Annotated in this window: 14 protein-coding genes; 7 read left to right on the top strand and 7 right to left on the bottom strand. The window is 70.2% G+C overall.

The genetic code is table 11. The annotated features are described in order from the left end of the window. Positions 1-91: 91 nt before the first annotated feature. Positions 92-2,995 carry a glycoside hydrolase family 2 TIM barrel-domain containing protein gene (locus AC067N_RS03570; RefSeq protein ID WP_478677234.1) on the top strand — a complete coding sequence of 968 codons (2,904 nt, stop codon included), beginning with the start codon at positions 92-94 and terminating at the stop codon, positions 2,993-2,995. 119 nt (positions 2,996-3,114) lie between these two features. Here AC067N_RS03570 and AC067N_RS03565 read toward each other — a convergent pair whose 3' ends face one another. The 3 genes from AC067N_RS03565 to AC067N_RS03555 all read right to left on the bottom strand — a co-directional run bounded on the left by AC067N_RS03565 (position 3,115) and on the right by AC067N_RS03555 (position 6,675). Continuing rightward, a complete protein-coding gene (locus AC067N_RS03565; protein ID WP_478677737.1) occupies positions 3,115-4,026 on the bottom strand; it encodes a D-alanyl-D-alanine carboxypeptidase family protein in 912 nt (303 codons plus the stop codon). Between the two features lie 409 nt (positions 4,027-4,435). Beyond that, positions 4,436-4,942: a hypothetical protein gene (locus AC067N_RS03560; protein WP_478677736.1), complete on the bottom strand. Its 507-nt coding sequence runs from the start codon at positions 4,940-4,942 to the stop codon at positions 4,436-4,438. An 8-nt stretch (positions 4,943-4,950) separates the two neighbouring features. Beyond that, positions 4,951-6,675, bottom strand: coding sequence for a PHP domain-containing protein (locus tag AC067N_RS03555; RefSeq protein WP_478677233.1), 1,725 nt, complete (start codon positions 6,673-6,675; stop codon positions 4,951-4,953). 238 nt (positions 6,676-6,913) lie between these two features. Here AC067N_RS03555 and AC067N_RS03550 point away from each other — a divergent pair, with 238 nt between their 5' ends. Beyond that, entirely contained in the window at positions 6,914-8,233 is a 1,320-nt protein-coding gene (locus AC067N_RS03550; RefSeq protein ID WP_478677232.1) for a jacalin-like lectin, read from the top strand. A gap of 143 nt (positions 8,234-8,376) precedes the next feature. After that, complete coding sequence (locus tag AC067N_RS03545; protein WP_478677231.1) at positions 8,377-8,994, top strand: TetR/AcrR family transcriptional regulator; 618 nt, start codon at positions 8,377-8,379, stop codon at positions 8,992-8,994. Between the two features lie 65 nt (positions 8,995-9,059). On the opposite strand, the gene AC067N_RS03540 is transcribed toward AC067N_RS03545, so the two are convergent. Continuing rightward, positions 9,060-10,832, bottom strand: coding sequence for a DUF2264 domain-containing protein (locus AC067N_RS03540; protein ID WP_478677230.1), 1,773 nt, complete (start codon positions 10,830-10,832; stop codon positions 9,060-9,062). A gap of 77 nt (positions 10,833-10,909) precedes the next feature. Next, positions 10,910-11,953 (bottom strand): rhamnogalacturonan acetylesterase, encoded by a 1,044-nt coding sequence (locus AC067N_RS03535; RefSeq protein ID WP_478677229.1) that lies wholly within the window; start codon positions 11,951-11,953, stop codon positions 10,910-10,912. 191 nt (positions 11,954-12,144) lie between these two features. On the opposite strand from AC067N_RS03535, the gene AC067N_RS03530 reads away from it, so the two are divergent. After that, positions 12,145-13,824, top strand: coding sequence for a rhamnogalacturonan lyase B N-terminal domain-containing protein (locus AC067N_RS03530; RefSeq protein ID WP_478677228.1), 1,680 nt, complete (start codon positions 12,145-12,147; stop codon positions 13,822-13,824). A gap of 350 nt (positions 13,825-14,174) precedes the next feature. Beyond that, entirely contained in the window at positions 14,175-14,795 is a 621-nt protein-coding gene (locus AC067N_RS03525) for a class I SAM-dependent methyltransferase (RefSeq protein WP_478677227.1), read from the top strand. 67 nt (positions 14,796-14,862) lie between these two features. On the opposite strand, the gene AC067N_RS03520 is transcribed toward AC067N_RS03525, so the two are convergent. Continuing rightward, on the bottom strand, positions 14,863-15,084 hold the full coding sequence (locus AC067N_RS03520) for a DUF397 domain-containing protein (RefSeq protein ID WP_478677226.1): 222 nt from the start codon (positions 15,082-15,084) through the stop codon (positions 14,863-14,865). Next, the gene (locus tag AC067N_RS03515) at positions 15,081-15,944 is read right to left on the bottom strand and encodes a DUF5753 domain-containing protein (protein WP_478677225.1); all 864 of its coding nucleotides are present in this window, start codon (positions 15,942-15,944) and stop codon (positions 15,081-15,083) included. Before AC067N_RS03515 ends, AC067N_RS03520 begins: the two co-directional genes overlap by 4 nt. 244 nt (positions 15,945-16,188) lie before the next feature. Between AC067N_RS03515 and AC067N_RS03510 the strand changes: the two genes are divergently transcribed. Together AC067N_RS03510 and AC067N_RS03505 are read left to right on the top strand one after the other, a co-directional pair. After that, complete coding sequence (locus AC067N_RS03510) at positions 16,189-16,638, top strand: ATP-binding protein (RefSeq protein ID WP_478677224.1); 450 nt, start codon at positions 16,189-16,191, stop codon at positions 16,636-16,638. Beyond that, positions 16,635-17,099 carry a hypothetical protein gene (locus AC067N_RS03505; protein WP_478677223.1) on the top strand — a complete coding sequence of 155 codons (465 nt, stop codon included), beginning with the start codon at positions 16,635-16,637 and terminating at the stop codon, positions 17,097-17,099. Before AC067N_RS03510 ends, AC067N_RS03505 begins: the two co-directional genes overlap by 4 nt. Positions 17,100-17,350: the final 251 nt, after the last annotated feature.

The following is a 17,350-nucleotide window of genomic DNA, read 5'->3' as shown; positions in this document are numbered from 1 at the left end:
TGCGCCCGGCACGCCGAGAGCACGCACCAGACGCCGCTCCTTGACGGGCAAACGTTGCCTGCCGCGGCACTGGGAACCAGCAAGGAGACCGATGTCTTTCCGCACCACCGGCACCACCGGCACCACCGGCACCACCGCCTCGTCCGTCGACTACGTCGAGGACGTCTCACCGGGCAGCGGGGCCCTGCCGCCCCGCGCCTGGTACGCGTCCTCCGACGCCCGGTCCCTGTCCCTCAACGGCGACTGGCGCTTCCGGCTGTCGCCGACCGCCGACGCCGAGGACGACTCCTTCGCCGCCGAGGGGTACGACGCCGGGGGCTGGGCCCGGGTGTCCGTGCCGGGGCACTGGGTACTGCAGGGCGACGGGGCCTTCGGGGCGCCGATCTACACCAACCACCTGTACCCCTTCCCGGTGGACCCGCCCCGGGTGCCGACGGAGAACCCGACCGGCGACCATCTGCGGTACTTCGACCTGCCCGACGGGTGGCCCGCGGACGGCGGTGCCGTGCTCCGCTTCGACGGCGTGGAGTCCTGCGCCCGGGTCTGGCTGAACGGCACGGACATCGGCGAGTTCAAGGGCTCGCGCCTCGCCCACGAGTTCGCCGTCGGGCAGCTGCTGAAGCCCACGGGCAACGTGCTCGCGGTGCGGGTCCACCAGTGGTCGGCGGGCTCGTACCTGGAGGACCAGGACCAGTGGTGGCTGCCCGGCATCTTCCGGGACGTCACCCTGCTGCACCGCCCGGCGGGCGCCGTCCTCGACTTCTTCGTACACGCCTCGTACGACCACGTGGGCGGCACGGGGACCCTGCGGGTCGACTCCGACGTCGACGGCAGGGTCCTCGTGCCCGCGCTGGACATCGATGTCGCGACGGGCGAGGCGGTGACCGTGCCGGTCGAGCCGTGGACCGCCGAGATCCCCCGCCTGTACGACGGTCAGCTGGTGACGGAGGGCGAGCGCGTCCCGCTGCGGATCGGCTTCCGCACGGTCGTGCTGGAGGACGGCCTGATCAAGGTCAACGGCCGGCCGATCCTGTTCAAGGGCGTCAACCGCCACGAGTGGCATCCGGAGCGGGGCCGCGCGCTCGACCTGGAGACCATGCGCGCGGACGTGCTGCTGATGAAGCGGCACAACATCAACGCCGTGCGCACCTCGCACTATCCGCCGCACCCCGCCTTCCTCGACCTGTGCGACGAGTACGGGCTGTGGGTGATCGACGAGTGCGACCTGGAGACGCACGGCTTCACCGAGCAGAACTGGCGGGACAACCCCGTCGACGACGACCGCTGGACCCCGGCCCTGCTGGACCGTGCGGCCCGGATGGTCGAGCGCGACAAGAACCACCCGTCGGTCGTGATGTGGTCGCTCGGCAACGAGTGCGGCACCGGCCGCGGTCTGACCGCCATGGCCGAGTGGATCCACGGCCGCGACGGCTCCCGACTCGTGCACTACGAGGGTGACTGGGACTGCCGGGACACCGACGTCTACTCCCGGATGTACGCCGACCACGCCGAGGTCGAGCGCATCGGCAAGGGCCTGGACGGCGGCACCCACAAGCGCCGGGGACTGCCCTTCATCCAGTGCGAGTACGGGCACGCCATGGGCAACGGCCCCGGCGGTCTCGCCGACTACCAGCGGATCTTCGAGGCGCACGAGCGCATCCAGGGCGGCTTCATCTGGGAGTGGATCGACCACGGCGTCAAGCACCCCGGGCTGGGCTACGCCTACGGCGGCGACTTCGGCGAGGAGCTGCACGACGGCAACTTCGTCTGCGACGGCCTGGTCTTCCCGGACCGGACGCCGTCCCCCGGCCTGACCGAGTTCAAGAAGGTCGTCGAGCCGGTCCGGATCGACGGCGACGGCGCCGCCGGGACCGTACGGGTGCGCAACGCGTACGACTTCGCGGACCTCTCGGGGCTGACCTTCGAATGGTCGTACCAGGTCGACGGGAAGACGCTGGAGGCGGGCGCCCTCGCCGTGCCCGCCCTGAGGCCCGGCGAATCGGCCGAGGTGAAGCTGCCGCAGCCGCCGTCCGGCGGACCGGCGGGCGAGGCGCTGTGGACCGTGCGGGCACTGCTCGCCGAGGACAGCGCGTGGGGCCGGAAGGACCACCAGGTCGCGTGGGCCCAGCTGCCGGTCGTGGAGCGGCCGTTGCCGACGGTGGTGCCGGGTGACCGTCCCACGGCGAGCGAGCGGCTGATCCATCTCGGTCCGGCCTCCTTCGACGTGCGCACGGGCGCGCTGAAGACCATCGGAGGCCTCGATGTGACGGGGCTGCGGCTGGACGTGTGGCGGGCGCCGACCGACAACGACGCCGGGGCGTCCTGGCAGCCGGATCAGCGGTACGGCCTGCTGTGGCGCACGTTGGGCCTCCACCGGATGCGCCACCGGCTGGACGCCGTCGAGCTGGGCGAGGACGCGCTGACGGTACGGACCCGGGTGGCGCCGGCGGCGTGGGAGATCGGCCTGCGCACGACGTACCGGTGGACGTCGGACGGGTCGAGGCTGAGGCTGACCGTGTCGGTGGACCCGGAGGGCGACTGGACGGTCCCGCTCCCCCGCCTCGGCATCCGCTTCGGGCTGTCGTCCGCGAACACGGTGAAGTGGTACGGCGGCGGCCCCGGCGAGGGCTACCCCGACACCAAGTCGGCGTCCATGCTGTACCGCTGGCACTCCACGGTCGACGAGCTGCAGACCCCGTACGTCCGCCCCCAGGAGAACGGGGCCCGCCCCGACGTCCGCTGGGCGGAACTCGGCGGTCTGCGGATCGACGGCGACCCCGAGTTCTGGTTCACCGCCCGGCGCTGGACGAGCGAACAACTCGACGCCGCCGAACACCTCACGGACCTCCGGGCCGGTGACACGGTGTGGGTCAACCTCGACCACGGGCAGATGGGCATCGGTTCGCAGTCCTGCGGGCCGGGTGCCCTGCCCCAGTACCACCTGCGGGCGGAGCCGGCGGAGTTCTCCTTCGTGTTCTCGGCGACCGGCGACTGATTCCCGTCGCTTCCCGGGGGAGCCTCGACGGCAGAACCCGGGCGGCCGGACGGTCGCGCCATCACGGCACGGGGCCCGGGAACGGCATGTCGTTCCCGGGCCCCGGTCGTTCGCCCCGGTCAGTCCCGCTGTGCGTCCGCGGGCAACTGACGCAGCCGCATGGTCGACGCGGTGCTGGTGCCGAAGCCGTAGTCCAGCATCCTCGCGGCGTCGCCGTACCGGCTGGTGGCGTTCAGCACGACACCGATGACGGTCTTGTCACCACGGGTGGCGGAGAAGACCAGACACGGTCCGGCGGGGGTGCTGGTGCCCGTCTTGATGCCGTTGGCGCCGGTGTAGGAGCCGAGCAGCTGGTTGGTGTTGTACCAGGTGTAGGTGCGGGTGCCGCCGGTGCTCGTGGTCGCGTAGCGCACGGTCTTCGGCGCCTTGACGACGGCACGGAAGGTCGAGTACTTCATCGCGCTGCGAGCCAGCTTCGCCAGGTCCCGCGGGGTGGTGTAGTTCTCTCCGGTCGTCGAGATGCCGTCGAACGAGTCGAAGTGGGTGTGGGTCAGACCGAGGTCGGCGGCCTTCTTGTTCATCTTGCCGATGAACGACTTCACCCGAGCGGAGCGGGTGTCACCGGTGCCGAAGGTGTCGGCGAGGGCGTACGCGGCGTCACAGCCCGAGGGCAGCATCATCGCGTACAGCAGCTGCCTGACCGTCACACGGTCGCCCGTCCTCAGGTCGGCGGTGCTCGCGCCCTTGGCCGCCACGTAGTCGCGGTAGGCCTGCCTGACGGTGACCTTGCGGTCGAGGTCGAGACCGGTCTGGCTGAGGACCACCCGAGCGGTCATGATCTTGGTCGTGCTGGCCATCGGCCGCTCCGTGTCGGAGTACTTGCCGAACAGCTGGGTGCCGGTCGCGTTGTCCAGCAGGTAGGCGCCCTTGGCGCTGACCGTGGGGGCGGTGTCCGCCTGGGCGGGCGAGGCGACCGGCGTGGCCAGCAGCACGGTACCCGCGGTCGCGGCGACCGCGGCGATCCTGCGCAGGCGCCCCGCACCGGATCTTCGTGCACCCGCACTCCGGCGAACACGCCTGCTCTTGTCAAGGGTTGTCAATTCAAACGCTCCGAAAGCCAGCCGAATCGCAATGAAAGCCATAGAGCGGGCACAACGCACCCTGTCCTCACATGGATCACAAGGGAGAGTATGGTCGCACAGCTCTCCCACCAGCCTTCGGGCACCCCTTTATGCGCATTTCCGCTCGGACACAGGGTGCCGCGCGCTCGAAGTACGCGCAGCCCCCGCCGCCGGCGCCACGGCTTCGCCCAGGCAACCGGCCTGTTGCGGCACCAGAAGGCCGGCGGGGCGCCAATCCCGGACCCGTCCGTGCTCGTCACCGCTTCCACCCCTCGGAGCCACGCGATGACCAGGGCCCTCAAGAGTTCCGGAGACGCTCTCAGTGGTCCGCGCAGCACGGCGTCGGGTCCGGTACCTCGAACGGAACGAGGGTGCCTCCGACTGCGGGCATGGCGGGGAGGACCAGTTCGCCGTCATGCCAGTGCGGACGTACGTGATCTCGTGTCACCAGTGCGGTGTCCGGGGCGGGTTGCCCGGGTGAGCCCAGGACGGTCACGCGGGCGATCGCGGAGCGGGAGAGCAGTTCCGCGATCGTCAGCGTGCCGGTGAGCGAGGAGACGCCCGGGTAGAGCACCGCGCGGCCCATCGGGTCGGGGATGCCGGATGTCACCTCGTACCCCCGGGCCGTGAGCCGCTCCTGGGCGCTGCGCAGGAGCGGTTCCGACGGGAGTGCGAGGGACAGGGCGACGCGTGGCCGGTCTCCCCGTACCAAGTGCGTGCAGCCGAACGCCCCCTCGGGAAGGGCGAGTTCAGTTGCCAGCGCGTGGAGCAGGTGATCGGCCGCGCGGAGGTCCGTGACCCCGGCGTCCACGGTGAGGGCATACATCGCCACGGTCACGAGGGCAGGACCCACACAGGGTTGGAGTAGAACCACAGGTCGCGCCACGGGTCGGCGTCGCCGACGACGTCGATGGCGGGGCCCGCCGGGTCGACGGCCGCGCCCATCGCGCCGACGGCGGAGCGATTGCCGTCGCTGCCGCGCAGGCGGACGTAGAGCGGGCGGTCGGCCTTTCCGAGTTCGTAGGTGAGCCGGACCGTGCCGGTGGACTTGTTCACCTCGTACGACTTCACGACCTTCGCGGTCGGGGCGGTGAAGGTGTCCTTGTCTGCGGCCGCGCCCGTCACATCTCCCCTGATGACGTCCACACGGGCCAACTTCGGTATGAAGCCTGCCCAGTTGGCGCCGTCGGCGAGCGCCACGTCAACGGTGACCGTGACCTTGGTGCCCTTCTTGACGTGCAGGGCGCCGCCGAGGGTGGCCCAGCGGCTGCCGCCCGAGACTCGGACGTCGAGGCCGCTGATGAGCTGCCCGTGGTCGACCCAGACGCGGCCGGCTCGGATGCCGTCCATGACGGCGGCGTAGGAGAAGCCGTCGGCGCCGACGTGGGTGCGGCTGTACTGGCCGGGCCAGTAGTCGCCCTCGGTGAGGTCGATCCTGCCGCTGTAGACGGGGTCGGTGTGCTTGCCGTTGGCCGTGTAGTCGCTGTCCGGGCCGCCGCGCTTGGCGGTGTCCGTGTAGACGTTGTGGGAGTCGGAGTTGGCGGTGATCCACCAGGGCTTGCCCTCGGCGAGGAGGCTGTCCCACAGGCCGCCTACGGTGGCGGTCATCCAGTCGAAGCCACCCCAGGTGCGGTAGCTCTCCAGGGGGTAACCGGCGAAGGAGTTGGCGCCCGGGCTGCCGTCGTAGAGACCGCGGGCGCGGCCCATGCCGACGGACTTCTCGATGCCGGCGGCCTGGTGGCCGGGCGCCCCCTCCATCCCGACGGCGATCCGGTGGCGCGCGGACGTGGCGTCGCGCCAGGCGCGGATCTCGTGCGGTGAGTCGATGCCCTTGCGCGCGGGGTGGTTGGCGAGCATCAGGATGTCCTTGACCTTGCGCCGCCGGACCTGGTCCGCAAGGAAGTTGAGGCCCGCGATGGCGAGGGCCTCGTTGGCGGGCGTCGAGTCGGTCGCCTTCTTCACACCGCCGTCGTAGTCGGTCTCGAACTGCTTGAGGACCGAGACCTCGTTCCTGCCGGGGTGCACGAAGACCGTGCCGTGCTCGGCGGCCGGGATGTTCCACTCCAGGCCTTGGAAGACGAGGGTGTCCTCGTACGCGGCCCGGGCCTCCTTGATGTCCGGGTTGACCTTCTCGACGCCGATCTTGGCGTGCGTCTCGTTGCCGTGGTCGGTGATGACCATCCAGTCCAAGCCGTGCCTGGCGCCCTGGCGGACCTGGTCGACGACGCGGTACTTGCCGTCGTTGCTGTACTGGGTGTGGATGTGGTGGTCACCGGCCAGCCACAGGAAGCCACCTCGCTTACGGCCGTCCGTGGTGGCGTATGCGGGGGCGGCCGCGGCCTGGGTGTGGTGCGGGAGGACGTTCGCGACGGTCAGGCCCGCGCCGAGCAGGCCGGCACGGCGCAGCAGGGTGCGGCGGGACTGCTGCTCGGGGGTCAGCGCCTCGTCGGGCACGGAGGTGTCGAAGGCGGCCGGGAGGGCGGCCGCCGCCTCGTGCCGATGATCGTGGTCGTGCCCGTGGTGGTGATGCCCGTGGCCGTGCGCGTGTCCGTGTCCCATGTAACGCCTCCTGGATGCCGCTGCCTTCTGCGGCTGCCTTTCGTGACGCGACCGCGCCACCCGTGGAGAATCGAGGCGAAACATGAACGTTAAACGATCCATGAGTGGCCGTCAGGTTCCCTGGATGCGGCGGATCGCCACGTCCCTCACTGTTTCCTCAACCGCCCTTGCCCGTCACACTGATTACCACAGAACCTGAGCACCGCTCACCTTTCCCACCCCCCTCCGGAGTACCCGCATGAGACGACTCCTCGGCACCCTCGCCGCCGCCGCCCTGGCCGTCACGGGCCTCACCACCACCGGTGCGGCCCCCGCGACGGCCGCCGCCTCCGGCACCTTCAACGTGCTCACGTACAACGTCGCGGGTCTCCCTGAAGGGCTGAGCTCCGGCAGCCCGAAGACCAACACTCCGCTGATCTCGCCCCGACTCGGCGCGTACGACATCGTCAACGTGCAGGAGGACTTCAACTACCACGCGGCGCTGTACGCGGGCGACGACCACCCGTACCGCACGGCGACCAGCGGCGGGGTGCCCTTCGGGGACGGCCTCAACACCCTCTCGGACCTCCCCTTCGAGGACTTCGAGCGGGTGAAGTGGAACAAGTGCACCGGCACCAACTGCCTCACCCCCAAGGGCTTCTCACTGGCCCGGGTACGGCTCGCCGAGGGCGTGTTCGTGGACCTCTACAACGTGCACACCAACGCCGACTCCGACGACGCGGCCCTGGCCGCCCGCCGGGCGAACATCACACAGCTGTCCGACTTCATCAAGGCGAACTCGGCGGGCAACGCGGTGATCGTCATGGGCGACACCAACACCCGCTACACACGCACGGGCGACAACATCCGCACGCTGCTGACGGAGAACGGCCTGCGCGACCCGTGGGTGGACCTCGTCAAGGGCGGTACGCCGCCGGCCCAGGGCGGCGACGCGCTGGTCTGCGCCACCACGGCCCCGGCCCAGGACTGCGAGGTCGTCGACAAGGTCCTCTACCGGGACAGCGCCGTCGTGGACCTGACCGCCACGCGCTACCACAACGAGTGGGCGAAGTTCCTCGACGCGGCCGGGAAGAACCTCTCCGACCACTTCCCGCACACCGTCGACTTCTCCTGGACGGTCAACTCCCGGCTCGGGGCGAGCGACTTCTTCGGCGGCCCGCACGGCACGGCGTTCAGCGACGCGGACGACCTCCCCGCGACGGTCTCGCCCCGCACGCTCACACTGCGCGGCGCGTCCCGCCTCGACGCGGTGGCGCTCACCCACGACGGCGGTACGACCCTCACCCACGGAGGCACCGGCGGGACGGCCGCCTCGCTGACCCTGGCCCCCGGCGAGCACCTCACCTCGGTGAAGCTCACCCAGGGCAAGAAGGACGGCCGCACCCGGATCTTCTCCGCCGCCTTCACCACCGACAAGGGCCGCACCCTCGCCTCCGGCACGCCCACCGCCGACACCCGGACCTTCACCGCCCCCGCAGGCCGGCAGATCGTCGGCTTCACCGGCCGCTCGGGCACCGAGATCGACAAACTCGGCGTCCTGTACGCACCGATCGGCTGACCGGCCCGGACCGCGCCCGGGACCCGGCCCGCACCGTCCGTGCGCGCCGGGTCCCGTACCCGGTGTGCTCCCTCGGACAATTGCCGCCTGCCTTAGGCTGTCGCACGGACACCCCAGGCGGACGGAACACGAGGTGGTCGCCCATGCCGAGAACCGGGCTCACGACCGAGCGGGTCGTGGCGGGCGCGGCCGATCTCGCGGACGAGGTCGGGTTCGAGAACGTCACGCTGTCGGCGCTCGCGCGGCGGTTCGGGGTGAAGGACGCGAGTCTGTACTCGCATGTCAGGAACCTCCAGGACCTGCGGACCCGGCTCGCGTTCCTGGCCGGCGGGGAGATGATCGAGCGGATCGCGGAGGCGGTCGCCGGGCGGGCCGGGAAGGACGCGCTGGCCGCGTTCGCGGGGGCCTACCGGGCGTACGCTCTGGAGCGGCCGGGTCGGTACGCGGCCACCCAGGCACGCGTCGACCAGGACCTCGTGGCCGCCTCGCCCGTCTTCCGCCGCACCGCCGAGATCACCTACGGGATGCTGCGCGCCTACGGCCTCGAAGAACCCGATCTCACCGACGCGGTACGCCTGCTGCGCAGCACCTTCCACGGCTACTGCGCCCTGGAGGCCGACGGCGGCTTCGGCGCGGCACGCGACGTACGCGCGTCCTGGGACCGGGCGATCGAGGCCCTGCACGTGGCCCTGGAGAACTGGCCCCGGGAGGCGGCGACGCGGGACACCGGGAAACCGGGCGACGCCGCACCGCGGGCCTGACAGCCTGCGGGCACGCCTGAACCGCGGGAGCACGCCGGTCGGCGCCGCGCCGTCCGGTTGCACCGTCACGTCGCGCGGGGCACACCGACCGGTACGAGGGCGTCCGAGACGACCGAGCCGTCCGTCAGACGGACCCGTGCCTCCGGCCCGCCGGTCCAGCTGACGTGCAGTTCGCCCGGCGCACCGAGCCGTACGGACACCGTGTCCGCCAGCGGCACCGGGTCCGGCTCGGCCGTCAGCCGGGCCAGGGCGACGAAGAGCGTGGCGCCGTCGGCCGTCGCTCCCGTGAGGGAGTCCGGCCCCGTCCCGCCGTCGGTTTCGCCGGTGGCTGCGGTGAGGCCGATGGCCGGCCGGAGTTCGGCGCGGACGCCGTCGGCCGCCGCCCAGCCGGTCACGCGGACCGGCGTCCCGGGCGCCGCCCCCGCCACGAGGTGGGCCCTTACCTCCACCGCCCCGCGCGCGAGCACGAGGCTCGTCACCCGCGCTCCTCCGCCGGCCGTGTGCCGGGACGCCGCCCACCCCTCGCCCACGCCGAGCGGTTCGATGTCCGTCCGGGTCGCGTCACCGTCGACGATCACGCTGTTGTCGTACGGCACCGGGGGCTCCGCCAGGGGTACGGGCGCCGTCACCGTGGAGTACGCGAGGCGGGTGTAGTGCGGGTCGTAGCGGACGTCCTCGCTGCCGTGGTTGTGGAGTCGGACCAGGCCGTCCGAACGCGTGCACTGGAGGAGCCAGTTGGGCGGGCCGACGGGGCGCAGTTCGTCGGCCCGCTCCACCGGCGCCGCCTCCTCCGTCGCCGTCCACACCGGGTGGTCCGGCGGCAGCAGCAGGCCGAGGAAGCCCTTGCTCGCCCAGTACGGGGAGGCGGGGCCCGAGTAGCCCTGGAGGACGGACGGGTCGGGGCCGTGCCAGCCGAGCGACAGCAGGCCGCGGTCGTCGACGGCGCCCCGGTCGAGGAAGTACTTCAGGGCGCCGGACGCCAGTCGGCGCGTCTCGCCCGGGCCGAGCGGTGTCCGGCCCGTCAGGGCGCCCAGCCAGAGCGGGACCGTGGTGGCGAAGCGGTAGGTCAGGGAGCGGCCCTGATGCATGGGGGCGCCGTCGCCGCCGAACAGGCGGGCGTAGTCGGCGAGATGGGCCGAGAGACGGCCGCCGTACAGGTCCAGCAGGCGTTCGTCGCCTGCGAGCCGGGCGTGCAGCACCGGGTAGAGGTGCATCGCCCAGCCGTTGTAGTAGTCGAACTTGCGGCCGTCGCCGTCGGTGTACCAGCCGTCACCGCGGTACCACTGCTCGATACGGTCGAGCCGCTCCTCGACCACCCGGCGGGACAGCTCCGGCTCATGGCCGATCTCCTGGAGGAAGCCGCCGACCGTCACCGGGAACAACTCCCAGTTGCAGGGCCAGGGTTCGGCGGTGAGCGCGTCGCCGAGCCAGTCCGCGGCGCGCTGTCGCACACCGTCGTCGAGGCGGTCCCACAGCAGCGGTCGCGTCAGCCGGAGCGCGAGGGCGACGGACGCCGCCTCCACGAGCGGCTGACCGCGGTCCTCGATGCGCGGCCAGACCCCCGAGACTCCGGCCGCGAGTCCGTCGCCGTAGCGGGCGAGGGCCTTCTCGTCCTTGAGGAACGCGGCGAGGAGCAGCGTGCGGGCGTAGCCCTCGAGACCGTCCGAGAGCCGGCCCGACCAGCTCGTACGGTCGCCGGGCAGGTGGTACAGGGCGCCGTCGGCGGTCGCGTACGGCTCCACGGCGGCCAGCAGCGCCCCGGCGGCGGCCTCCCAGTGGGCGCGGGTGTAGCCGGTGTACGGGCTGAGGCTGCGGTCCTCGTCGGGCTGGGAGGGCATGTGCGCACGCTTTCCTGGGTCGTCGCCGTCGGTTGGAACCTGGGGCGCCCCGGTTCCGGTCGGGGCGCCCCAGGGGCTCATCCCACCCTGGTCCTGCCCGCGGGCACCAGCCCCTGGGCGACGAGTTCGTCGCGGACGAGGCCGGCGTACACGGTGGCGCCGTGGACGGAGGTGTGGGTGTTGTCGCGCTTCTCGTTGTAGAGGTAGAGCGCCTTCGAGGCTTCGGTGCCCAGCGACTCGACCAGCGACTTGGTCCTCGCGGTGAGGTCGATCAGGGGCACGTCGTGGGCGGCGGCGACGGAGCGGATGACGGCCGGGTGGTCGACGCCGAGCCCGTTGACGAGGAGGGCCGTGTTGTTGTCGAGGGTGCCGTCCGCGTTGAACCAGCGGCGCACGATCGGGGTGACCAGGACCGGCCTGCCGCCCTTCTCGCGGACGCCCGCGACCAGGGTCTCCAGGTTGGCGCGGTAGGTGGCCTCGTCGGTCTGCTTGTCGTTGTGGGCCAGCTGGATCAGGACCAGGTCGCCGCGGCGGATCCGCGGCCGGACGGTGTCCCACAGCCGTGCGTCGGCGAGGTAGGACACCGTGCTCTCGCCGGAGTCGGCGTGGTTGGCGACGGAGAGGCCCTTCCCGAGGTACTGCGGGAGCTGCTGGCCCCAGCCGGAGTACGGGTCTCCGGGCTGGTCGCAGACCGTGGAGTCGCCGACGAGGAAGATCTGCCGGGCCCGGTAGGCGCGGGTGACCCGGATGTCGGCGAGGGCTGGCGCCGAGCCGCCGATGACGAGGTCGAGGCCGGGGGTGCCGTCGGCGCCGGTGGGTTCGCCCTCTGGGGTGCGGACGTTCACGGTGAAGCCGCGGGAGACCGGCTCGCCGGCCGCCGTCGCCGTCTCGGGCAGGAGGGCGCGGCGGGTCTCGCCGGTGATCCTCGTGCTCGCGGCGCTCTCGCCGCCGAGGCGGACGGTCACGTCGTAGGTGCCGGGGGGGACGTCGAAGTGGCAGGCGTTCGCGGTGCAGTTCTCCGGACCCAGGACGGTTCGGCCGTGGTGCGCCTGGGCCGGTGCGGCCGACAGGACGGTGCCCAGGGTCGCCGCCGTCAGCGCGGCCACGGTGAAACGTCTCATTGCGGCTCCTCGGGAGGGGGGACAAGACCCGGCGGCTGGACCGTACCCCGTTCGGCAAGCGCTTTCTAGATGTCCGCCCACTTTCACAAGATTGCTAACCTCCTTGCTGCGCAAGCCCTTTCGCGAAATCGATTCAACTGTCACTCTTCCGAATCACCCGCGCCCCCCACACCTCCCGAGGAGGCACCCCCATGTCCCAGGCCACCGACAGAGCGGCGCTCGGCCGCCGCGGCTTCGTGCTCGGCACGGCCGCGACCGCGGCCGGCGCGGCGCTCGCCGGGCCGCTCGCCGGTACCGCCCGCGCCGCCGCGTTCGGCTGGAGCGACGACGGCACCCACTACGTCGTCGACACCGGCGCGAACCTCGTGTTCAAGGTCAGGAAGAGCAACGGGGACCTGGCGTCGCTCGTCTACCGGGGCACGGAGTACCAGGGCTACGGCGGCATGAACTCGCACATCGAGTCCGGACTCGGCAGCTCCACGGTGACGATCCGGCAGTCCGGCTCGACGATCCTGGTCTCCGTCGCCTACGGCACCCTGCGGCACTACTACGCGGCCCGCAGCGGCGAGAACAACATCTACCTGTGGACGAACAAGGCCGACAGCTCGGTGTCGGCGACCCGCTTCATCCTGCGCGTCAAGGCCGGCCTGTTCCTCAACGACCAGCCCGACTCCTACACGTACGCGCCCACCACCATCGAGGCCTCGGACGTCTTCCGGAAGTCCGACGGCCAGACCCGCTCGAAGCACTTCTCCCGGCTGCGGGTGATCGACTACGACTACGTCGGCTGGTCGGCGAACGGCGTCGGCCTGTGGATCGTCCGCAGCAACCACGAGAAGGCCTCCGGCGGCCCGTTCTACCGCTCGCTGCTGCGCCACCAGAGCGCGGACGGCGGCGGGCTGTACGAGATCCTGTACTACGGGCAGAACCAGACCGAGGCGCAGCGGTTCGGCCTCCAGGGCCCGTACGTCATCGCGTTCACGGACGGCGGGGCGCCCTCCTCGTCGCTGTTCCCGGGCACGCTGACCACCCCCTGGGCGGACGCGCTCGGTATCGCCGGTTACGTCGGCGCGGGCGGCCGGGGCCGGGTCGCGGGCGTCGGCATCACCGGGCGGAACACGTCGTACCCGTACACGGTCGGGCTCGCCAACTCGGCCGCGCAGTACTGGGGTTCTGCACGCTCGTCGGACGGCTACTTCAACATCACGGGTGTGCTGCCGGGGACGTACACGCTGACCGTCTACAAGAGCGAGCTGGCGGTGTACACGACCTCCGTGACGGTCACGGCAGGCGGCACGACGACGCTCAACACGATCGCCATCCCGTCGTCTAACGACCCGTCCAACGCGAGCGCGATCTGGCGGATCAACGACTGGAACGGCACGCCGAGCGGCTTCAAGAACGCGGACCTGATGACGTACGCGCACCCGTCGGACGTCCGGGCCGCCTCCTGGACCGGCAACGTGGTGATCGGCAGCGGCACCGAGTCCTCCGACTTCCCCTGTTACCTCTGGAAGGACGTGAACAGCGGCCTCCTCGTCTACTTCCGGCTGACCGCGGCCCAGGCCGCCGCCGCGCACACCCTGCGGATCGGCGTGACGACGGCCTACGCGAACGGCCGGCCGCAGATCGAGGTGAACGGCTGGACCTCGGCCATCCCCTCCCCGCCCACCCAGCCGAACACCCGCTCGCTGACGAACGGCTCGTACCGGGGCAACAACCACACGTTCACCTACAGCGTGCCCGCGTCCGCCTGGCTGACGAACCCGAGCCAGTACAACATCCTGAAGATCAACGTGGTGAGCGGTTCGGGGACGACCTCCTACCTCAGCGCGGGGACGTCGATCGACGCGATCGACCTACTCGTCTGAGATCACGTCCCGCGCGTGCACTGCTGGTTCGTGCCGCCGTTGCACGTGTACGTGACTCGTCGGCGAAGGTGGGGGCGGTGGCAGACTCTGCCACCGCCCCATCGGTTCGTCAGCCGCGCGTGAACGGCTGGGGCGAGTGCGCCTGCGTCAACGCCAGGTGAAGTCGGGCAGAGCGCCGTGATTTGGCCCTACAGGGTTAGTGGTTGATCTTCGTTCTGGAACGGGAGTGCGCGTGCTGCCAGGACTTGATGGACTGAGCGGATGAAGATCCTGTCACGCTGCCCTGCTGGGAAGGGAAGCTGGGGAAATCATTCGCGGCCGCTCATTGTGGGTGGCTAACGTGCACTGGCGTGGGCATCGAGGATCCCAAAGAGCTGGTCCGGCGGGGGTACGACGCGCTCTCCCTCCGCTATGACCAAGCGTATGGCGCCGAGACGAAGTACCGGTCATGGATCAGGGAACTATCTGGTCGTATCCCTGCCGGAGGCACGGTGCTGGATCTCGGGTGCGGGAGCGGGGTTCCCGTCGCTCGCGCGTTGTCCGCCGCCGGTCACTATGTCACCGGTGTCGACATCAGCGATGTGCAGATCCGCAGAGCCCGGGAGCTTGTGCCGCAGGCCGAGTTCATCCGCGCTGATGCTACGGCCGTGGACTTCGCGCCGGCCTCCTTCAACGCGGTCGTCTCCTTTTACGCACTGATCCACATCCCGCTTGACGAACAGCTTCCGTTGCTGCGGAAGGTCGCCGGATGGCTGCGACCTGGCGGTTGGTTCCTGGGCACCACTGGCTATCGAGCCTGGACGGGTGTCGACGAGGACTGGCTGGGTGGCGGGACCGCTATGTGGTGGAGTCACGCGGACGTTGCAACGAACCGAGCATGGATCACTCAAGCTGGGCTGACGGTCGAGGAGGAGGAGTTCGTACCCGAAGGCGAGGGTGGGCACGCACTGTTCTGGGCTCGACGCGGCTGATGCCCCTCCCAATCGCTCGTTCGACTGTCTCACCTGACCTCTCGGGTCATGTCGTCTCCGCGACCTCTCACTCAAGACCGCCGAACCGGCCCTCGGCCGCAGCGGAGACGAACGCGGAGAGCTGCCCACGGTTCACCAACAGCGCGGGCCCCTGCGGCCTCTTGCTGTCCCGTACGGCCACCGTCTCGGCATCGACGATGCCGCACTCGACGCACTGCGCCCCCGTGTCACTGTACGAGGACTTCCACCACGTCACGGGGAGGGTGGACGCGTCGCCAACAGAGTTCATGCGGTCTTCCTTATTGTCGTGATCAGTTCCGCCGACTCCTCGACCGAGAGCGCCGCAGAGGTCAGCCGTTGCCAGGCGTCCCGGTGAGCGGCGACCCCGTCGCCGTCCTCGACGTACAGTGCCGAGGCCAACCCCTCGGTATGGACGACGTCGAGGTCAGCATGCGGGCCGAAACCCAGAATCGTGAAGCTGCCCAACTGGCCGACGTGAAGGGGCGCGTCCGAGGGGAGCACCTGAATGTTGACGTTCGGACGTTTCGCCATGGTGAGCAAGCGGCCCAGCTGCTCATTCATCAGGCCCTCAGTTTTCGATGAAGACCGTAGGGCACCCTCGGCGATGATCGCCCACAGCGTGGGAGGGTCCTCGCGGGTGAGAACTGCCTGACGAGCGAGGCGTACCTCGACCAAGGCATCGACCCGCGCCTCAACCGCCTCGGACATCGCCGTGGCCCGGATGATCTCGCGGGCGTACTCAGCTGTGTGCAACAGGCCCGGAATCGCCCCTAGTTGCCACGACGAGACCGATTCGGCCTCGGCCTCAAGACTGATCAGATCCTCGTACACAGGGTTGAGGACGCCCCGATACGAGTGCCACCAACCACGCTGCGCACCCTCTTTGGTGAGGGTGAGCAGCGCGGCCCGTAGTTCGTCGCTTACCTCCCGGCCCAGCTCCACGTACAGATCGAGCAGAGCATCGACGTCCTTCTCTTTCGCCGGGCTCTTGGCCGTCTCGATCCTCGACAACTTCGAGGAGACGAACCGTCCTTCGGACTTCTCCGCGACCTCTTCGAGGGTGAGTTCACCCCGAAGTGCCTTCAACTTGGCACCGAGGCGTCGGCGGCGCACTGTAGGCGCACTCACGTTCGCTCCCTCCCCTTCGACGGTCCGCTCAACAGTCTGCCGTGGTCCCATATTCGCTGTCACCTGCACACTTAACACACCACGCCCCATCCCACCATCGTGTGCAATTTTCTACGGAATAGCGATATGGCTTGCACTGAAGAGAGCCGAGACAGCAACCTGGTTGTGTCGAAATGCGAATGCGACCGCAGACATGCCACGAGAGGCAGTGTGCGCTGCGGCGCTTACCCGTGAGGGGACGTGCATGATCGAACGACGGGCCACCGTGCCCGCCCGCTGCACACCGGCCGTCAGCCCGCCTTCCATCCTGTTACTGGACGGCGTGCCTCAATCCGCCAGACATGCCCGCGAGTTCGTACGTGAGTTCATCGCGTACCACGTTCCGGGCGCATCCGAGGAGCACGTCGAGAACGCCATCCTGGCCACCTCCGAAATGGTCACCAACGCCATCCGGTACGGCACCGAACCCGGCGACTCCCTTCGGGTGGAGATCCACGCCGACGACGTCCGGACGCGCATCGAGGTACATGACCCCGTTCGCCGCCGTCCCCGCTCCCGCCCCAAGTCCGACGAACGGGATCGCGGCCGGGGCTTGATCATCCTCGACGCCCTGTGCGGCCCCCACGGCACAGGGTGGGGAGTCAAGGACATCCCACTGGGCAAAGTCGTGTGGGCGGAGCTGAAGACGTCATGACCGTACACATCACCAAGGCACCCCCCAGCGCCGGATTCGTCGCCGGTATCCGTCTCGCGACCGGCATCCACCAAACCGACGCGTTCACCGTGGCCGACCTGCTCGTGTTCCACTCGCCGCCCCGCCTGGCGCACGAGACCGACGAGAGCATCCGCGAGGGCATGCGGTCCTTCGCCGCCGCGATGCACCTCGGTCCACACGACAACGAGCCGCCGTACATCGGTCACCGCATCCGGATACGGCGCGGTATGCCGTGGCTCGACTACGGCGACGACGAGTACCGCCTACGCGTACCCGCGGCGCGGTCGTGGGTCGACGTGGCCGCACATGGCGAACCGATCCACGTCCTGGTCCTATTCGACCCCCTCGCACCCGGAGCCAACCAGCACCAGACCGCCGAGCACTTGCGCGACTGCTACCAGCGCGGCGCGATGCGTTGGGGGACGACGTACCGCATCTGACCGAACAGCGAACGGGTCGCCACGGAGTGATGAGGACCCCGGGTCGACCCGCCGGACCGAGCCTACAAGCCACCGTCCGACACCACGGAACTGATCCGCGCTGCGACGCCAGACGGCCCTGATCCCTCGCGGTGAGGGATCAGGGACGATCTTTGCTGCCGGCTTGCCTCGCGATGTCCGCGCCGGTCACGTCGGCCGACCTGCTTTTCTGCTGGGGGTCCGGGGGTTGTCCCCCGGGAAGACGCAGTACC

It is taken from the genome of Streptomyces sp. NPDC042364 (genome assembly GCF_056437585.1).
The sequence above is the reverse complement of the archived record's forward strand: the minus strand, read 5'-3'. Positions and strand labels throughout refer to the sequence as shown.

Bases quoted from the DNA above. Each gene is read 5' to 3' on its own strand.
- AC067N_RS03535 (WP_478677229.1), bottom strand. From the start codon at position 11,953: ATGAGACGTTTCACCGTGGCCGCGCTGACGGCGGCGACCCTGGGCACC.
- AC067N_RS03550 (WP_478677232.1), top strand. From the start codon at position 6,914: ATGAGACGACTCCTCGGCACCCTCGCCGCCGCCGCCCTGGCCGTCACG.
- AC067N_RS03555 (WP_478677233.1), bottom strand. From the start codon at position 6,675: ATGGGACACGGACACGCGCACGGCCACGGGCATCACCACCACGGGCAC.
- AC067N_RS03570 (WP_478677234.1), top strand. From the start codon at position 92: ATGTCTTTCCGCACCACCGGCACCACCGGCACCACCGGCACCACCGCC.
- AC067N_RS03520 (WP_478677226.1), bottom strand. From the start codon at position 15,084: ATGAACTCTGTTGGCGACGCGTCCACCCTCCCCGTGACGTGGTGGAAG.
- AC067N_RS03505 (WP_478677223.1), top strand. From the start codon at position 16,635: ATGACCGTACACATCACCAAGGCACCCCCCAGCGCCGGATTCGTCGCC.
- AC067N_RS03560 (WP_478677736.1), bottom strand. From the start codon at position 4,942: ATGTATGCCCTCACCGTGGACGCCGGGGTCACGGACCTCCGCGCGGCC.
- AC067N_RS03510 (WP_478677224.1), top strand. From the start codon at position 16,189: ATGATCGAACGACGGGCCACCGTGCCCGCCCGCTGCACACCGGCCGTC.
- AC067N_RS03540 (WP_478677230.1), bottom strand. From the start codon at position 10,832: ATGCCCTCCCAGCCCGACGAGGACCGCAGCCTCAGCCCGTACACCGGC.
- AC067N_RS03545 (WP_478677231.1), top strand. From the start codon at position 8,377: ATGCCGAGAACCGGGCTCACGACCGAGCGGGTCGTGGCGGGCGCGGCC.
- AC067N_RS03530 (WP_478677228.1), top strand. From the start codon at position 12,145: ATGTCCCAGGCCACCGACAGAGCGGCGCTCGGCCGCCGCGGCTTCGTG.